This window comes from Neobacillus sp. plas4 (genome assembly GCF_057221695.1).
Window position 1 is genome coordinate 5,849,144 of record NZ_CM170152.1, and the last position, 16,504, is coordinate 5,865,647.

Consider the following 16,504-nt stretch of genomic DNA (forward strand, 5'->3'; position numbering starts at 1 on the left):
TGATGTCAGATCTCTCTTTTTGTATCTAATTTAAAACGACGATTTTTACGGTTTTTCTGCCCCATGCGTAGGCATGCGCATTGTTTGGCATTAACACATCGATTTTGTGGCCTTTTATCGCGCCGCCAGTATCACCGGCAATCGCCACTCCATAACCCTCTACCCATACTTTTGATCCTAATGGAATTACAGATGGGTCGACAGCAATTAATTTCATGTTTGGATTTTCCTTAATATTGTAACCCATGTACGTGATACTTCCTGATGATTCATGGCTGTATGCTGTTGAGGAGACATACATTTCAGAGCCTGATTGTGCTGCAGGTGTTGGTGCTGGTGCTGGCGTTGCAGCCGGTGCAGGTGTGATAGCAGCAGCCATAGTTGTTGCTGCTTCTTGTTCTTGGCGAACCTTCGCTTGCGCCTCTGCCAACTGTGCTTGAATACCTGCCATTTCTTCATTTACTTCACTATATTTTTGTTGCATAACTGTTAAGGACTCTTGTCTCTTTTGCAAATTCACATTCAGTTCTGCTTGCTGTCGGTTTAGATTTTCTCGCTCTACAGCCAGCTGTTCTTCTTGCTTGGCGATCTCTTTCTTATCGTCTTCAATTTGCTTAAGATCGTTTTCTTGGTCCGTCATAATATCTTTATCAGCATTTAACAGTGTCGTTACCGCACTCGCACGGTTAATAAAATCTGCTAAATCTTTAGATTCTAAGATTACATTGATGACAACATTTAGATTGTCATCCTTTTGCATAGCCACTAACCGACTTTTCATAACACTCTTTCGGTTATGAATTTTATCCTGAAGGACGACGATTTCCTCTTTTTTCTGTTCTATTAATTGTTGGGTTGCAGCGATCCTCTTTTGAGTATCTTCCAACGCTACTCTATTTTGGGTAATAAAAGATTGTAAATCATCCATATCTTTTTTAATCTGTTCGATTTCATTGTTAATAGAGTTCTTTTCATTCGCCTTTTGTTCAAGCTCTTGCTGAACATTATGTAAAGCGTCCTTACTTGTTTGTGCATGTGCCACAACCGTACCTGACACCAATAATAAGCATGTTAGAAACATGAAAATCATACGCCTAAAATGTTGCATACGTTTTCCCCCTTCTCTATAAATCTATTTATACCAGAACTATGTACCAGTTATATTACAAAAATATTAAAACTCTATCACAAATTGTCATATAACAGTGGAAAACACTAGAAACAGATGAGAAATATGGATAATTGCTCGGTGCCTGTCACCGCTCGTGGACATTTCGCCCGTTTTGTCCGTGTGGAGTGGACAGTTTGTGTTTTGTGGGTTATTTACGCGCAATGTAGGAAGTGGAAGGAAGGTTTTTGTTGTTATTTTAGTGGTTGTTTTGTCAAAACTGTGAAATATATAGGATATTTGGCCTTTGGGAAAGACAGAAAAGGGTTCCGGAGCATCTCCGAAACCCTTTTATTCGTTTAAATTTGTCATACACTTGTAATATTCATAAATAATTGTGCCTTTTTTACAAACGAAGCTGCTATTTTTGGGTCTCTTTTAACATCCATAGTTGACTTCCTTTAATCTAGGAAACTTGATGTCACAAAGCTCCCATCTCTAGACCTCCACCTTCCTACTGGCAAACAAAACCTTGGGAGTCACTCTTCTTCTTGTTCGGATTTTTTTATTAGGTGAAGTCAGTAAAAATGCGACTTTATTGTCTTCCATGATCGCAAAGTTCGTGAAGATCTCATATGCATCTTCTTCGGAAAGCTGTTTATCGCCTTCGATTAGCTGCAGTGACTGTTGCCGGCAGTTGAACCGGGAATTACTTTCAATAATATTGATTGAAATATCTGACTGGTGAAAAGGGATTGAGTGGTAGGACATGCTTGATGAAAGTCTATGTGGCCGTGCTGAGAGTTGTATCGCATCGTAGAAATCTGGTTTCCCCATAATGTACATTTCTAAGTGACTCGGTCGTTCTCCAATAAAAATTAATGAGTTTGGCATTTGTTTACAACCTCCAATGAAAGACAAATTTTTACACCAAGATTTATTATTCGACAATAATTTTCATTCTCCTTTTTACATTCCGTAGCTTACACCCTACTATTGTCTGTGTTCAAAAAGTTGTCACACAAACCCAATTATCAAACGGTCATACGATTTGCTGAAATCTATCAAGTGGAAAAAGAGTATTGGTTGAGGAGTTGGACCAACTACTGCCAAAAGTCGAGGAACCTGGCTACATGACGAAGGAAAGTCTTGAAGATCATGATTTAGGCATCATCCTTCAACTTCTCCAGCAAGAGCCTGAATTGAAAAAATTTCTTCTAGATATTCATCTAATGACCCCAAAGCGCCGTGCATTTTTTGTCGATTTATTAACGTATCAAATAAAAGCTAGTAAAAAACATAAAAATATCTAAAAAAGGAGGCCGCTGATCGATGATCAGCGGCCTTAGAAAAATAAAACAGGGGGTTTTGTTATATTTTACCCAACTGCTATTTTTTTAAACATCAAAAGGCAAAAAAATTCCGGCGCTTTTTGGCCGGAAATGGGGATTATATTGGAGGGCATCACTTTTCTCTAACTAGGGAACAACTGTTTTCGGGGAAAATATTCAATAAGGAACCGAATTACGAATGTAATTTAACCTAACAGCAATGAGGAGTCTTTTTTTCAAAAAATTATTTTTTCAAAAATGAACTGAGATATGGTCATGAACCTTGGATGTAATGTGCGGGTGATGATGTGTGGGGTAATTTCTGATTGGGCTTCGCTCTTTTTCCATAAGCTGCCCTTTCATAATCCATTCTAGCTGACTAATTCTTTTCTGAAGGCTATCCATGTTTTGATTCATATGCATGATCTTTTTTTGCAGGTCGTTGTTATTCTGGTTGGCGCGACCCACCATTTTTATCAAACTTTCAAGCAGCTGCTCTAAACTATGGGCGACATCATCGTGATTACTCAAAACGGCAGCTCCTCCTTCATCACATTCACCGTTACCGGCGGCGGCTCTACAGGGCTTTGGGCTGGTTTGGCCCCTAGAAAGCGAATGGACTCCGCTACCACTTCGGTTACGTAAACCCGTTTCCCTTCCTTGTTGTCATAATGCCGGGTTTGCAGCCTCCCTGTTACCCCTACGATCGAACCCTTTCGGCAATATCGTACCGTATTTTCTGCTTCTTTTTTCCAAAGTGTACATTGAACAAAGTCTGCTTCAATTTCCCCATGCTGGTTCCGAAAGTGTCGACTTACCGCCAAGGTTATCGAAGTAACAGATAGCCCATCGGTTGTCTTTCTCAATTCCGGATCCCGCGTTAATCTACCTACAAGCGTCACTTGATTGATCATTCCAATTCTCCTCTCCATTTGATGGCTTAATCATAGTCCCTTAGCCCTACTGCTGTAAAATCACGGTTTTTCTAAATTCAATTTGTTTTAAGCTCCAAAAGTGATTTTTCACTAGGTGAAAATGCAGATTTGGAATGTCTATTTTCCCTCAAATAAAAAAATTGCAAATTACGACAAATATTTTTCGACATTTGTTTCTTTCACCACTATGGTATAATTTAGAAAATAAGTGTAGCCGTGAATCGAAAAAGGGAGGTAGTGTAAAATGAAATCCTTTAAGTTAGTCGCTTTGGAAGTGGTGGAGGATGGAACTTCTGTGGAAGTCCCCTTGGAAGATGGATTGATAATTAATAAAGAAAATGAACGAGCCAGCTGGCTGCTCGAAGCCTATACGGATTTAACCCTTTATGACTACTTTAAAAAAATTCACGATGAAAGCTCCGAAATTATTGTTCAAGCTGTGATAACCAAACGTGATAACGACCCAGCCTATTTTCAGACAAAAGTTGCCTCGTTAACAAAATTTGAACACCATATGAGTGTCCTATTAGAAGGCCGGCTGCGCCGAACCAGAAGCGATTATTCGGAGCTGCTGCTCGACAGCCTCCTTGAAAAGGGCCTTGGCGGTCAAGCGCTTCTAGAGGAATTTAAAGATAAAATGAAAAGCAAACCGAAATTAAAAATTAAGCACGATTAAAAGGGCAGGCTGCGTAGCCTGCCCCTTTCATTATTCGTCTTTATTGTCACGGTCGTTTCTATCAATATCGTCTTCGATGATGTCTTCCCGTGGTGTGTTATTGTCTCTGCCTGGGTCTTTATCATTAGGCGTGTTGATGTCTTCTCTTTCAGGGTAGTGGTTGTTCATCCCGTTATTGTTGTTGTTATAACGAGTGTTCGTGTTGTTTAACCCGTCATCGTTGTCGTTACCATCCATATTGTTATCGTTATCAAGTGGAGTATCGACCTTATCATTTGTTGGCGGCGGCGGATTTTGGTCATTGTCATTATTGTTACAACCCACTAACATAAATCCAGATAGAACCGCACTAAGTAGCATTAATAACAGCTTTTTCTTCAATCGTAAAAGCCCCTTTCCATAGGAAAAATATTGACCCTTTTAACGGTCTAAAGTTATTTTCCCCAAGATTGAAAGGACTATTACAAAAAAAACAACCGGTGATATCACCGGTTATTTTCCTAATGCAAATGTTATTTCTGCTTCACAAGCCACTTCGCCATCTACTGTTGCTACAGCTTTACCTTTTCCAATTGGACCGCGCAAACGGATGATTTCTACTTCCAATCTTAGCTGATCGCCAGGTTTCACTTGTCTTTTGAAACGGCACCCGTCAATTCCAGCAAAAAAGGCCAATTTGCCGCGATTTTCCTCTTTTATTAACATAGCAACCGCTCCAACCTGTGCAAGCGCCTCAACAATCAGCACGCCAGGCATTACTGGATAGTCAGGGAAATGACCATTGAAAAACTCTTCATTCGCTGTAACATTTTTAATGCCGACCGCTTTAACCCCTTCTTCAATTTCTAAAATTTTATCTACCAGCAAAAATGGATAGCGATGGGGGATAATTTCTTTTATTTGTGTTACGTCCAACATTTTTAGTACCTCCTCATAGAACCTGATATCTACATTTTACTATTAAGAGGATACAAAAAGGAAGGGCTTAGGCCCTTCCTCGGTTATTTTTTTTCCACTAAATCAATAATATGTGTCCACGTCGATTGTTTTAGCACGTCTCCCGGTTTCCCATTCCCAAGCACACCATACCCGATTGCTGCCCCTGCGATCATAGAAACCCCTGTAAAAACGACCAAAAGGACAATTCGAAGCCAAATAGGCACCAGACGGATCCGAATCCGCTTATTCGCCACTTCTGCTTTTTGAGCCTTTTTGGGTTTAGAAGCCTTTTGAGCCGGAGGGCCTTCTACAGAATTATTTCGCTCATCCTGTATCTTTTTATATTCTTCCCTCGTTTTAACCTGGTTTAGATGATTTACTGACATCATTTATTCCCCTTTAACGAAATCCATCTATTGTATTGGACATATAGTTTGCCCATTCTTCAGCAGTTATTTCATATTACCTAATATTATACTCTATAATAAAAAATAATTAGTAGTTTTTTTGCAGAAAAAGTATTTCCATGGCAAAAAGTGGCGGAATCTAGCCTGTAAATCTAGTGAAATGCACCAAATATGCAAAAATTATTGCATAATCAGCAGAATTTGCATAAATGGTGCCTGTCACCGCAACAATGTCACCGCAACAAAAAAAGCCTAACGACTAGTGTCATCAGACTTAAGATGGCCTACCTGTTTACCCGAGTTTCCTCTTCGCAATGCGGTCAATGTTGTCGAGCATAATTCCGGTTCCAATTGCCACGCAGTCCATTGGATTTTCTGCCACTAGGACTGGTACTTTAAGTTCGTCCGCTAACAAGGTGTCGATTCCATGGAGCAGAGCTCCCCCGCCTGTTAGGATAACGCCGCGGTCGATGATGTCTGCTGAAAGTTCTGGCGGTGTGCGCTCAAGAACGCTTTTTGCCGCCTGTACGATAACAGCCACAGACTCACGTAAAGCTCCTTCAATTTCTTCTGAACGAACGGTGATGGTACGTGGCAATCCACTGACCATGTCTCGTCCGCGAATTTCCATTTCTTCCGAGCGTGATCCAGGAAATACGGTTCCAATGTTGACTTTAATATTCTCAGCTGTGCGTTCACCGATCAATAGCTTGTACTCACGCTTGATGTGATTCAGGATTTCCATGTCGAATTTGTCGCCGGCCATTTTTATAGAGGAGGAAGTTACGATATCACCCATTGAAAGGACGGCAACATCTGTTGTTCCACCGCCGATATCTACAACCATGTTACCGCTCGGTTGGAAAATTTCCATTCCGGCGCCAATTGCTGCCACTTTCGGCTCCTCTTCTAAATAGATCTTCTTGCCGCCGCTCTTTTCAGCCGCTTCTTTAATCGCTTTTTGCTCAACGCTTGTGATGTTCGTTGGACAGCAAATCAAAATACGCGGTTTCGATAAAAAGCCTTTCACGTTTAACTTATTAATAAAATGTTTTAACATTGCTTCTGTAACGTCAAAGTCTGCGATTACTCCATCTTTCAACGGGCGAATCGCGACAATGTTTCCAGGTGTACGTCCGACCATACGGCGAGCTTCTTCCCCAACTGCAAGAACGCGATTTGTGTTCCTGTCGATGGCTACAACAGAAGGCTCATTTAATACAATTCCACGGCCTTTTACGTGGATTAACACGTTAGCCGTTCCCAAATCAATCCCAATATCCCTAGCAAACATTCTCTTTTCTTTCCTCCTTGAAACGGTCATACTTTCCTAATTGCTAATTGTACCATATTCCTTTAAATTTCCATACTGTTAATAAAAAAATCTGTAGAACTTTGTCGGAAAAGTTTTCTTGCAAGAGAATGCTGGTTTTTAACCATTAAAAATGGCCATTTCCCCGACTTTCTTAGAATGCACCAAGAAGTCATTGAAAATGGCCATTTTAAAACATTTTTTCTTTATCGCAGAGATACTTTCTGAAAATCGGCCTATTTAACGGCCTCACCTTCTTTTTCTTCCTTCTGGTACTTCATTTTTGTCGCCTCTCCACCCCGGAGATGTCTAATCGATTTATGATAATCTAATATTTCTTTAACCTCATTTGCAAGCTCAGGATTTATTTCAGGAAGTCTCTCTGTCAAATCTTTATGGACAGTACTTTTGGATACGCCAAACTCCTTCGCTATGACACGAACTGTTTTTCTCGTCTCCACGATATACTTTCCAATCTTGATAGTTCTCTCTTTGATGTAATCGTGCACACCACTCGCCCTCCCTAAATTGGATGTGAGAAGTGCGAAATGAGACCCGCTTATCACTAAGACGAAATACTGCTTCCGTATAACTGCATAAATGGTGCCTGTCACCATTTATGCAGTTATACGGTAATACGATGAATAATCATGTCCCCAACTGAATCCATAAAAGCCTCAAACGACTCTTCACCTCAAACACTCTCTTTGTAAAGGTTTGTAATCAGTTTATTAGCTTGGATACGAATATATGCACGAATTATCTAATCGGGACAAGGTACGGTGTAAATTTTTAGAAAAATCGGACATTTTAAAGGTAAAATAATTTCCCTGTTTCTTATTTCGACACTAACGCGAAATGGCTGTAATCCGCATTCCGTCTGTATTTTCTAAAGAGATGAAACATGGACTTTGAATATTTCCTGAGAAATTTGTCGTGACAAATTGTCGAATGAAAATTTTATAAAAGTCTGTTTTTTATATGATTTTGTTAAATTCTTAAAGCCGATTTTGACTTGGAATTAGTTATTTTGCGCTTCAGAATTTAAATTTGCATACTCTTTTCTCATTAAATTTATTTTTTCTGCAGAAACTTAGCACAATCATTAAATTTTTTTCAAAAAGCAACAAAGTTTAGGAAAAGGGCCTTATAAAAATAAATCTTAAACTATAATAAGAAGGATGAAACGGAAAGGATTTTGTAAAAATGCAGCCATTTACGGAGAGAGTCGTAACTATTATTCAATCTATCCCAGAAGGAAAGGTCATGACCTATGGACAAATAGCGCGGGAAGCTGGGAGTCCGCGAGCAGCACGACAGGTGGTTCGGGTCCTGCACTCCATGAGCAGGAAGCACCGCCTCCCTTGGCACCGTGTGGTCAATACAAAAGGCCAAATAGCCATACAGGACGATGAATCCTACCAAGAGCAGCTCTTCTCCCTCGAAAGCGAGGGTGTCGAAATCGGGCTAAATGGCAGCATTGACCTAAAAAAATACCAATACCACCCATCTGATTTTTAGAAGGGTGGTATTTATATTTTGGTCATTCCCAGAGCGAGATTATCCCATAAGATTTCTTCAACCTTTTCCCACTTTTGCTCCTCGCAACGGACCATAAGGACGATTTCTGATGTGATTTTTTTGCTCCCTCTTTTGTTTATTTTAAGCATGAGCATCTTAATAAAAAAACCGATAAGCAATCCAGAAATGGCCCCGATGATCCCCCAAATAATCGGACCCCATTCAAGCACGTAGCCATAAATAGCTCCTAAAAGCATGAGGCATGTACCTAAAATGGCAGGACCGTCAAATAAACTGAACCCATCTGATTTATGTATGGAATCAAACAATCCTCTTAGTTTCTTCCGCTTTTCCAGCGGAGCTGCCAGAATCATTTCCTTTGAGATTCCCTGCTCTTCAAGTGCTGTAATCGCTAACTCGATGTAAATAGAATTCTCAAATGTTGCAATAACAAACATCTACTCATCTCACTTCTAGATTGGAAATTTAAATTGTTTATTTTGATAATGATCGCGCAAGTATTTTGCCATTTCCTTTTCATACAATGCATTGTAGTGGATAGCAGAAGTATAGGCATCGTACTGAATAAAAAAGAAAATTGACGGTAAATACATGGCCCATTGCATATTTATGATTTGTTTAGATAAATCGAAATCGCCGATCATCGTAAGGTGAATGGCTTGTGGAAGATCCCCAAAATACATGATGGCCACGGTATAGGCAAACATAAAAAATGCTACTAGCACTTTGTGGATATAAAAGTGACCAAGCCCCGGAAACAACACCGACCAAAACACTGCCACCCATGGGTTCCTCTTATCTAGGAAGTTCAAATCCCATGGGCCTATAGAATTCGGCTGAATCGGTGCGTTCTCACGATTGGCTAAAATATATTGTTTGTTCAGGTCAATGGTCGTTCGGTAACCGTCCCAAATTCCAAACATGTAGATTGCCACATAAAGAATAAGCCAGCGTTCATCTATCACTTCCATTGCTTTGGAAAAATCACCTGTTAAAGAATAAAAGATACCAAGATTTATTTTTGCCTTTTGATTTATAAACATTTCCCATAGTATGAGGATAAATCCCGCAATATACCGGTCAAGTAATAAATGGCCAAATCCCGGGTAGGAAAACGAAAAAAAAGCAATCACCCAGGGATTTCTAGGATGCAGAACGGTTGTGGAAAACTGGGATAAATGTGCCCGCCTTCTTCGAATGGGAGGATTCTGATTCACTGTTGTTCTCCTGTCTTTTTTTATTATTTTTGCTTGTTCAGTTTTAAATATCCTTTGTTTCAACAAAAAAACAGAAACCATTTGCTGGTTTCTGCTACTTTTGCATAAATATATTTTTTATTTTACCCACAGGAATCTGTGAACCCCCGCGGCCTAGAACGTTTTCAATCATCATCGCTGCCATTAAATCTGGAGCGTTTGTGTTATAGGCGATGAACCAGCCGTTCTCCGTCCCTTTTTCCCCTTGCTTTTGTTTGATTTCAGCCGTGCCCGTTTTTCCAGCCAGCGGGGTGCCTGCGATTTCTGCTGAATGAGCCGTTCCATCGGCATCACCTACAACCTTTCGCAGCGTTCCAGATATGGTCGCAGCTATTTCAGGTGATACCACAGCTTTCTCCACTTTTTCCGCGTCAAGCAAGAGGGTTGGTTTCACCATATTCCCACCGTTTACAAAAGGAGTATAGGTTTCAAGTAGATGAACGATACTCATTTGAATTTGACCTTGACCGTAGCCGGAGTCTGCTAAGCCGATTTCCTTATCCAAGTTCCCAATCGTTGATTTTTCAAGCGGGAATGGATAATCAAACTCTTCTTCAAAACCAAATTCCTTTAACCCCGCGGTAAACTGGTCTTTGCCGATTCCCAACGCCGTCTGCGCAAAATAAATATTATCCGAGAAGACCATTGCTTTTTCTAGATTCACTGAATTCGCTTCATGAACCCGCGTCACGAAATAATTTCCCCAGGAGGCACCCTTCTGCCATTTCAGCCCGTTAACATTCATCGTTTGCTCAGGTGTAATACTATTATTTTTCAGGCCAATCGAAGCCGTAAGCGGCTTGAAAACAGAGCCTGGAGCATACGATTTATTGAACCTGGTTGTCATAGGCTTTTGTGGATCATTCTGAAGCTGTTTCCATTCGTCACTTGAGAAGCCCAAGGCGGCCTGATTGGGGTCAAACGACGGACTGCTGACAAGTGCCAGCGTTTCCCCCGTAACTGGGTTTATCGCCGCTCCTGAGCCTGCCTCACCAACAAGCTCATTATACATCTTCATTTGCAGTTCAATATCAATCGTAAGCTTCATATCCTGGCCATCTTCGACTGCTTTTTCTGCAAGTATTTCGGTGCTGCCATCAGGCTTATTAATCGTAATTTTCACACCGCTTTTTCCTTTCAGCTGCTCATCAAGAACTTCCTCGAGCCCTCTTTTTCCGATAATATCTGTACTTGTATAACCTTTGTCCTTAACCTTTTCCAGCTCCTCAGCTGTAATTGAGCCAACATAGCCGATTAAATGCGCAGCTGTTTCTTTAAATGGATAAATCCGGGCCTCGACCTTTTTGGTTTGTACTGGTTCTAAGGCGATTAATTGAGCGATACGTTCCTCATCATCCATGGAAACTTTCTTTAACGGCACGAACAATTCCGGCTTTACCCAGCTGGCGTTTAACGCTTTGTTGATTTGCTCCGGTGTCATTTTTAGAAGACTGGCCAATTGCTCAATAACTGGTCCTTCCTGCCCTTCCATCTTCCCAGGAACCACGCCCACTTCGTATACCAGGCCGTTATAAGCAAGTGTATTGAGTGCCCGGTCAAATATTTGCCCGCGCTTTGGCTTTACAGTGCTAATCCCGATTTTGTCGCCATCCTTTAATTCTGGAAAAATATATGTCGTGTTCCAGTCCACATACCAGTTATTTTTTTTATCACGTTCTTCTTTTTTCATCTTTGCTTTATGTGTAAATTCGATAGGTCCGGCAATGCTGTTCATCGTTGCGGAAAAATCATAGGTTACATTGTCTTGGTCCTTGGGCAATTCTTCTTCATCATTTGGTTTTTCGAAGGTAATCTTGAGGTCAGTAATCTGTAGGTCGTCGTAGATTTTTTGATAGCGGGTTGTAAAGTCTTCCTTAGATATCACCTCTTTGGAGCTCTCTGTCAGGTACTCATACATCTGATCAAACTTTTGCTCATTCCAAGCCTTTATGTATGCTGCCAATTGATCCTGAGGCTGAGGTTCCTTGCTGCAGCCAGCAGCCACTAGCACTAGGAGAACCGCCAACACCAGCAGCCCTATTACTTTTTTCAAAAAAATCCCCCCTTTCTAATAATTTTACCATAATTATGTAAAATGAAATCAGTCAAAATATGCAAAAAAAAAGAGGAAAGTAGATTCCCCTTTCCCCTTTGTTCATGATTAAGAGTTTGTTTTATCTTTTGACTCAGAAGATTCGTCTTTGGATGGAGTTTTCTCATCTGATGGAGTTCCTTCTTCTTCTGCAGGAGCTTTCTCTTCATCAGTCGCAGGATCCTCGATCATTTGTTGCTTTGGATTTTTTGTATCTTCTGCGTTTTGATCCGCTTGTGCTTCTTCCTGTAATTCACTTACCGGTTTGTTGAAATAGCTAGTCGGATTAACAGCTACACCATCTTTGCGGATTTCAAAATGTACATGCGTTCCAGATTCTTCATCAAACAAGCTTTGTCCAGCCATGGCAAGCACTTGTCCTTGTTTTACCTTGTCGCCAACCTTAACCTTCACATCTTTAACGGATTGATACTGTGTTACAATATCTTTATCGTGTTGGATTTCAATGACATTTCCAAGAGTGGCATCTTCTTCAACTCTCGAAACGGTACCGCTAAGGGCCGATACGACTTCAAACGTTTCGCCATCTTTAGATGTAAAGTCAATTCCAGTATGCGGAACATAGGTATTGTTGTAAAATACTAATGCTGCTTCCTGTTTTTCTTCACTTGCGTTGAAATCATAGAATTCCATTTTGACTGTTGTATCCATTGGATTCTTCACAGGCATTTTTAAGTTTTCTAATGCTGAGTTTACCTCGAGTGCTGGCGTATCGTTCTTTTTGCCAGTTAAGTCTGAAGACTCGTAATCAAACTTGTCTGTTGCATTGTCACTGCCTTGGAACCATAGAACGGCTGTCAAAATGATTGCTGCACTTGCAATATAAATGGCTGGAAATACCCAACGCTTTTTGAAAAAGCGTTTAACGCTGGAACCTTGAGAAGATCGTTTGTTTTCTTCCTCTCTCATTTTCATCACCTCAGCAATCATTCTGAACAGATAAGTAGAATTATATACACTAGTAATAAAAAATTTTGTACTTATTTTTTGAAAGTGCCGAAGTTTTTATGCATACATTTTTTATTATGGAGGAAATTTTTTATGAAAGTTGTAAAATGGCTCTTGCGAATCCTGCCTTTCGCGTATGCGAGCGCAATTTGGATCATGTCCAGTCTCCCATCCAACCACTTTGTCGAACTCCCAGATTCAGGGCTTGATCGAACCATCAAGGAATCCCTGCATTTAATAGAGTTCGCGATTTTATATGTATTGCTAGTTTTAGCATTTCTAACGCGCCATGCGCCATTTACACCTGCTCTGAACGTCCTCTGTGCCGTTATAGCAGGACTTTACGGGGTATCAGATGAAATACACCAATCCTTCTATCCCTACCGCTCAGCGTCCTGGTTCGACCTTGTAAAAGACTTCACCGGAATTGCGGTGTGTTTTTATTTTATTAGGGGGGCACTCTTTAAAAATCGGTTTAAAAGGCTCGGAAAAGCCCTGGGTATGATAAAAGGAATGCAGCCACTGCGATAAGCGGTGGTTTATTTTTTATTTATGGACCAAAAGCCTCAAAAATAATTAGAATATTCTCTTTTATCTGATTCCAGCATATAATATGATTACCGGTGTTTCACTCTCCCTTTTTCTGAATATCTTTGAACATCCATATTTGTTTGGCGGAATCGCCGCCCTTCGTGAGTACATTAACCTTTTAGTGTATTCACGAGGGAGGGGGCGATTTTTATAAGACAAATATTGGATTGAAAATATTCATATATATAGGGGGAAATACTTATGGAAAAGTTTCAGGAAGTAAAGGAATTCAGGAAAATTGCCATACGTTATTTTGTTGAGGCAAAACATTATGGTAACCTAGGTTATTATTGGAAACGCTTAGCACAAACGTATGAACGTTACTCAAGTTTGATCCAGCAAAACTATTCTTCTGATGGACGCAAGAAGTATTTGTGCCAACAACAGTTGAATAAAGTATTTGACAAATATCTCAAGAAAATGATAATTCATCATTTTTCTGAGCTCGTCAATACTGTGTCAAAGCAGAAACGTGAAAACGCTGCGCTTCGCGAAGACCATGATCGTTTACGCCAAGACTTCGATTTCGAGTGTATGAAGCAGTTCTTGATGGGGCTTGTTTCCTTCCTACTTCAAGCATTTGGATTAGGCAGTCTTTTGACGTTGCTTTTCCAGTAGAAATACCGGTAAGGCTGTCCCAAAAAGTCAATGATAAATGACTTTTTGCGGGCAGTCTTTTTTTATAAAAAAGAGTCAAGGGCTTCCATTCGCCTTGACTCTTTTTGTTATAAACTGAGCTTTCTTTTTTTATTCACGGTTTTTGAGAAGAGAATCAGTTCTTTTTCTTTTAAAGCGCGAAAAACCTCTGGTTTATATATTGGCTTTACTTGTTTACTCGTTCCCATATTCGTCACTTTATATTCTTGTCTCTCCACGACACCTTGCGATCCAAACCCTCCTTTTCCTTTACCGGTTTCATTTGAGTCTGGACTATAGCCCCAAGATACTTGAGTACTTTCATGGTACCCGCAAAAATCAGACCAATACTGACAATTTGCATTTGAACTTTGGGTAAAAATGGCAAATGTTTTACATTTATCAATGAATTGATTCCCGCTTAGTTTAATTTGCCCCGAAACATCTTCAATTGTAAACACACTGCTTACGTTATTATTTTGGTTTAGCTGAAGGATGTTATTGAACAAATCCATATTTTGAATGCGAATGCCATCAAATACGAATAAAGCCCCGTCATCTATTTTCCGATTACTATAATTCTTTAATAATAACTTCATTAACAGTTGGATAGTGGCTTCACATGATTCTTTATTAATAGACTGATCTACCGTTATGACAAGGATGTTTCCTGAATTGAGAATATCATCCATATTTTGTTCACCTGAAAAAATATCCCCTAAGCCCTTCTCATTGATTAAGTCGAAATACGTTTCATAAAGGACCACATACTCAAAAGACTTGATAAATCTTTGAGTCCGCTGCATCTCTCCTTCCGGCAGCTCCGATTCCATGATTAAGTTTGCTGCAACCCTGGGATCACCGTAATCAATTAACTCATTCAACTTAATGGATTGATTAGAGGACAAAAGCGCCTTTATGATCATATTTACATACCGCCCGATATTGATGGATTCTGTTTCATTCATAGGGCGCTGTTGTTTCAGGATATCCATAATCAAATCTTTCACTTCCGTAACGGCCAACTTTGAAAATGGATTGATCGTATCGGATTTTGAATAATTAGAAAAATCAAGATTCCAAATTTTTTTTTGCCCGGTCATTTCTTGTTGAAATGCAGTTAAACTATGATTTAAAAGGGAATCTTTATTCGTAAAGATGACAATCGATTTATTTTCCATTAAAGATTGAAGCAGCAGGTTTTTAATAAAAACTGCTTGACCTTCGTTTGGAACCCCTGACATTAAAATATTTCCTAAAAGTTTATTCGAATTCTCCTGTGTTTGAGCAGTGGTTAAGTAGCCTCCGATAAATTGCATTAATGGATTATGATCACGATTAAATGATGGTAGATTACTCATGTGCCCTCTCCTTTATATACTCATTAAACTGAAATTTTATTGGGTTTTGGCCTGGTAAGGCTACAATTCCTTCACCGATGTTTAAATTCATAATGTCCCAGTCCTCCACTACATTCCCCGTAACGATATGCTCCGTATTATGAAATGAGGTGTTGTGATGTAATATTTTTCTTGTTTGGGTGCCAAATAGTCCTTTAATAAAATCTCTTGTAGCGGGGTCGGTCACACGAAAGGATACGGTCGTACTGATTCCTGATAGAATGCTATTGGCCAATTCATTGCCATAATTCTTTGGATCCCGGATCTGTTCCACGTTTTGCATAGCAATGATAAATTTCGCTCCTAGGCTACGGCCAAAGTTTATGCCGCTTTCGATATGATAAAGGTTGGGTAACAGCTTAAACTCATCAATAATGAAATACACATTTCCTTCGCTTTTTTTACGGGACAGCGCCTCTTTAATGGCTAGGTCAAACAGCAGCTTATAAATGGGACCTAGCACACTGCCAATGGAAATATCGTACTCAATGAATAAGATTTTACCGCCTTTGTTTCTTATAAACTCCCGAATGGAAAAATCACCGTCTTTTTTAAAATTCCCAATAAATACTTCGCTGCAGACCTGCCTCAAATCGGACATGACTCCTAACGCCTGCCCCATGCTTTTTCTCGAAATCATATCGTTCAATGCTTTTAAGTCTTCGTATTCTTCGAATTCCTCGTTTAAATCTTGAATCTGAACGGACTGAATATAACCGCTGAGACTTTCATTGCTAATAAGATTGAAATATTCCTCGTCATCCCTATCTGCTTCATCGCTGTTTTCTTCGATTCTTATTAATAACTTCATAATCCCAATTAATACATCTCTTGCTGCTGCCGGGAAAAAAGAATTGCCGCCGCTGTTTTTGATTTTCGTATCAAATAAAGCCGTTGCCATTTCTCTTATCGCCGTTTCCATATCTTCTTCACCATCTAGCAACGCTTCTTGAAGCATGTTCCAATAGTGCGTCGAAGTTGCATCATTGCTGATGACAACATCCACTCCTTCCCGATAAAACTCGTTATAAAAATCTCCCTTCGTATCAAAAATGACCATGACATCGTCTTCATTTAGATGATTCACTAATTGGTCGACCAATTGAAACATGGCATTCGTATTTCCTGTTCCAATACCGCCGATAAATAATAGATGTTTTTCCAAAACGCTTTTGGGAAGCGGTATCTGCTGGTTATTCCCAATGAATTGAATTTTTTCTGGCGGAGTGTTTAACCGATATTGATTTTCTAATCGCATTCCTTCTAAAATTTCAACTTCGTTTTTCGTAAACACTTCTATCACTCCTTTT

General features: G+C 39.8%; 20 protein-coding genes. 5 read left to right on the top strand and 15 right to left on the bottom strand.

What is annotated here, in order from left to right; all coding sequences use genetic code 11:
* Positions 1-25: 25 nt before the first annotated feature.
* On the bottom strand, positions 26-1,108 hold the full coding sequence (locus tag AC2TFD_RS29070) for a 3D domain-containing protein (RefSeq protein WP_484674607.1): 1,083 nt from the start codon (positions 1,106-1,108) through the stop codon (positions 26-28).
* A gap of 498 nt (positions 1,109-1,606) precedes the next feature.
* Positions 1,607-2,002 (bottom strand): hypothetical protein, encoded by a 396-nt coding sequence (locus AC2TFD_RS29075; RefSeq protein ID WP_484674608.1) that lies wholly within the window; start codon positions 2,000-2,002, stop codon positions 1,607-1,609.
* Positions 2,003-2,190: 188 nt separating this feature from the next.
* Here AC2TFD_RS29075 and AC2TFD_RS29080 point away from each other — a divergent pair, with 188 nt between their 5' ends.
* Entirely contained in the window at positions 2,191-2,421 is a 231-nt protein-coding gene (locus AC2TFD_RS29080; RefSeq protein ID WP_484674609.1) for a hypothetical protein, read from the top strand.
* 270 nt (positions 2,422-2,691) lie between these two features.
* On the opposite strand, the gene AC2TFD_RS29085 is transcribed toward AC2TFD_RS29080, so the two are convergent.
* Complete coding sequence (locus AC2TFD_RS29085; RefSeq protein ID WP_484674610.1) at positions 2,692-2,970, bottom strand: hypothetical protein; 279 nt, start codon at positions 2,968-2,970, stop codon at positions 2,692-2,694.
* On the bottom strand, positions 2,967-3,353 hold the full coding sequence (ssb, locus tag AC2TFD_RS29090) for a single-stranded DNA-binding protein (protein ID WP_484674611.1): 387 nt from the start codon (positions 3,351-3,353) through the stop codon (positions 2,967-2,969). Before ssb ends, AC2TFD_RS29085 begins: the two co-directional genes overlap by 4 nt.
* Positions 3,354-3,618: 265 nt before the next feature.
* Here ssb and AC2TFD_RS29095 point away from each other — a divergent pair, with 265 nt between their 5' ends.
* Positions 3,619-4,050 (top strand): YwpF family protein, encoded by a 432-nt coding sequence (locus AC2TFD_RS29095; RefSeq protein WP_335510835.1) that lies wholly within the window; start codon positions 3,619-3,621, stop codon positions 4,048-4,050.
* 30 nt (positions 4,051-4,080) lie between these two features.
* Here AC2TFD_RS29095 and AC2TFD_RS29100 read toward each other — a convergent pair whose 3' ends face one another.
* The 5 genes from AC2TFD_RS29100 to spoIIID all read right to left on the bottom strand — a co-directional run bounded on the left by AC2TFD_RS29100 (position 4,081) and on the right by spoIIID (position 7,217).
* A complete protein-coding gene (locus tag AC2TFD_RS29100; protein WP_484674612.1) occupies positions 4,081-4,410 on the bottom strand; it encodes a hypothetical protein in 330 nt (109 codons plus the stop codon).
* A gap of 132 nt (positions 4,411-4,542) precedes the next feature.
* Entirely contained in the window at positions 4,543-4,968 is a 426-nt protein-coding gene (fabZ, locus tag AC2TFD_RS29105) for a 3-hydroxyacyl-ACP dehydratase FabZ (RefSeq protein ID WP_335510840.1), read from the bottom strand.
* Positions 4,969-5,051: 83 nt separating this feature from the next.
* Complete coding sequence (locus tag AC2TFD_RS29110) at positions 5,052-5,375, bottom strand: DNA-directed RNA polymerase subunit beta (protein ID WP_484674613.1); 324 nt, start codon at positions 5,373-5,375, stop codon at positions 5,052-5,054.
* Positions 5,376-5,688: 313 nt separating this feature from the next.
* Positions 5,689-6,690 carry a rod shape-determining protein gene (gene mreB, locus AC2TFD_RS29115; RefSeq protein ID WP_335510844.1) on the bottom strand — a complete coding sequence of 334 codons (1,002 nt, stop codon included), beginning with the start codon at positions 6,688-6,690 and terminating at the stop codon, positions 5,689-5,691.
* Positions 6,691-6,944: 254 nt separating this feature from the next.
* Entirely contained in the window at positions 6,945-7,217 is a 273-nt protein-coding gene (gene spoIIID, locus AC2TFD_RS29120) for a sporulation transcriptional regulator SpoIIID (RefSeq protein ID WP_007086083.1), read from the bottom strand.
* Positions 7,218-7,914: 697 nt separating this feature from the next.
* On the opposite strand from spoIIID, the gene AC2TFD_RS29125 reads away from it, so the two are divergent.
* The gene (locus AC2TFD_RS29125) at positions 7,915-8,229 is read left to right on the top strand and encodes an MGMT family protein (protein WP_484674614.1); all 315 of its coding nucleotides are present in this window, start codon (positions 7,915-7,917) and stop codon (positions 8,227-8,229) included.
* A gap of 11 nt (positions 8,230-8,240) precedes the next feature.
* Here AC2TFD_RS29125 and AC2TFD_RS29130 read toward each other — a convergent pair whose 3' ends face one another.
* From AC2TFD_RS29130 to spoIIQ, 4 genes are all read right to left on the bottom strand, one after another.
* Positions 8,241-8,687, bottom strand: coding sequence for a hypothetical protein (locus AC2TFD_RS29130; RefSeq protein WP_484674615.1), 447 nt, complete (start codon positions 8,685-8,687; stop codon positions 8,241-8,243).
* 15 nt (positions 8,688-8,702) lie between these two features.
* Positions 8,703-9,467: a hypothetical protein gene (locus AC2TFD_RS29135; RefSeq protein ID WP_484674616.1), complete on the bottom strand. Its 765-nt coding sequence runs from the start codon at positions 9,465-9,467 to the stop codon at positions 8,703-8,705.
* A 94-nt stretch (positions 9,468-9,561) separates the two neighbouring features.
* Complete coding sequence (locus tag AC2TFD_RS29140) at positions 9,562-11,559, bottom strand: penicillin-binding transpeptidase domain-containing protein (RefSeq protein ID WP_484674617.1); 1,998 nt, start codon at positions 11,557-11,559, stop codon at positions 9,562-9,564.
* A gap of 108 nt (positions 11,560-11,667) precedes the next feature.
* A complete protein-coding gene (gene spoIIQ, locus AC2TFD_RS29145; protein ID WP_484674618.1) occupies positions 11,668-12,528 on the bottom strand; it encodes a stage II sporulation protein SpoIIQ in 861 nt (286 codons plus the stop codon).
* Between the two features lie 132 nt (positions 12,529-12,660).
* Here spoIIQ and AC2TFD_RS29150 point away from each other — a divergent pair, with 132 nt between their 5' ends.
* Both AC2TFD_RS29150 and AC2TFD_RS29155 read left to right on the top strand, forming a co-directional pair.
* Positions 12,661-13,098 (top strand): VanZ family protein, encoded by a 438-nt coding sequence (locus tag AC2TFD_RS29150; protein WP_484674619.1) that lies wholly within the window; start codon positions 12,661-12,663, stop codon positions 13,096-13,098.
* Positions 13,099-13,359: 261 nt separating this feature from the next.
* Complete coding sequence (locus AC2TFD_RS29155; RefSeq protein WP_484674620.1) at positions 13,360-13,776, top strand: hypothetical protein; 417 nt, start codon at positions 13,360-13,362, stop codon at positions 13,774-13,776.
* Positions 13,777-13,883: 107 nt separating this feature from the next.
* On the opposite strand, the gene AC2TFD_RS29160 is transcribed toward AC2TFD_RS29155, so the two are convergent.
* Positions 13,884-15,155 carry a hypothetical protein gene (locus tag AC2TFD_RS29160; protein WP_484674621.1) on the bottom strand — a complete coding sequence of 424 codons (1,272 nt, stop codon included), beginning with the start codon at positions 15,153-15,155 and terminating at the stop codon, positions 13,884-13,886.
* Positions 15,148-16,488, bottom strand: coding sequence for a type IV secretory system conjugative DNA transfer family protein (locus AC2TFD_RS29165; protein WP_484674622.1), 1,341 nt, complete (start codon positions 16,486-16,488; stop codon positions 15,148-15,150). The genes AC2TFD_RS29160 and AC2TFD_RS29165 overlap by 8 nt, the downstream gene beginning before the upstream one ends.
* Positions 16,489-16,504 lie beyond the last annotated feature (16 nt).

Excerpts from the sequence above, each read along its gene's own strand:
- mreB (WP_335510844.1), bottom strand. The coding sequence starts at position 6,690 with ATGTTTGCTAGGGATATTGGGATTGATTTGGGAACGGCTAACGTGTTA.
- AC2TFD_RS29110 (WP_484674613.1), bottom strand. The coding sequence starts at position 5,375 with ATGTCAGTAAATCATCTAAACCAGGTTAAAACGAGGGAAGAATATAAA.
- fabZ (WP_335510840.1), bottom strand. The coding sequence starts at position 4,968 with ATGTTGGACGTAACACAAATAAAAGAAATTATCCCCCATCGCTATCCA.
- AC2TFD_RS29095 (WP_335510835.1), top strand. The coding sequence starts at position 3,619 with ATGAAATCCTTTAAGTTAGTCGCTTTGGAAGTGGTGGAGGATGGAACT.
- AC2TFD_RS29100 (WP_484674612.1), bottom strand. The coding sequence starts at position 4,410 with ATGCTACTTAGTGCGGTTCTATCTGGATTTATGTTAGTGGGTTGTAAC.
- ssb (WP_484674611.1), bottom strand. The coding sequence starts at position 3,353 with ATGATCAATCAAGTGACGCTTGTAGGTAGATTAACGCGGGATCCGGAA.
- AC2TFD_RS29130 (WP_484674615.1), bottom strand. The coding sequence starts at position 8,687 with ATGTTTGTTATTGCAACATTTGAGAATTCTATTTACATCGAGTTAGCG.
- AC2TFD_RS29125 (WP_484674614.1), top strand. The coding sequence starts at position 7,915 with ATGCAGCCATTTACGGAGAGAGTCGTAACTATTATTCAATCTATCCCA.
- AC2TFD_RS29070 (WP_484674607.1), bottom strand. The coding sequence starts at position 1,108 with ATGCAACATTTTAGGCGTATGATTTTCATGTTTCTAACATGCTTATTA.
- spoIIQ (WP_484674618.1), bottom strand. The coding sequence starts at position 12,528 with ATGAGAGAGGAAGAAAACAAACGATCTTCTCAAGGTTCCAGCGTTAAA.
- AC2TFD_RS29155 (WP_484674620.1), top strand. The coding sequence starts at position 13,360 with ATGGAAAAGTTTCAGGAAGTAAAGGAATTCAGGAAAATTGCCATACGT.
- AC2TFD_RS29150 (WP_484674619.1), top strand. The coding sequence starts at position 12,661 with ATGAAAGTTGTAAAATGGCTCTTGCGAATCCTGCCTTTCGCGTATGCG.
- AC2TFD_RS29160 (WP_484674621.1), bottom strand. The coding sequence starts at position 15,155 with ATGAGTAATCTACCATCATTTAATCGTGATCATAATCCATTAATGCAA.
- AC2TFD_RS29075 (WP_484674608.1), bottom strand. The coding sequence starts at position 2,002 with ATGCCAAACTCATTAATTTTTATTGGAGAACGACCGAGTCACTTAGAA.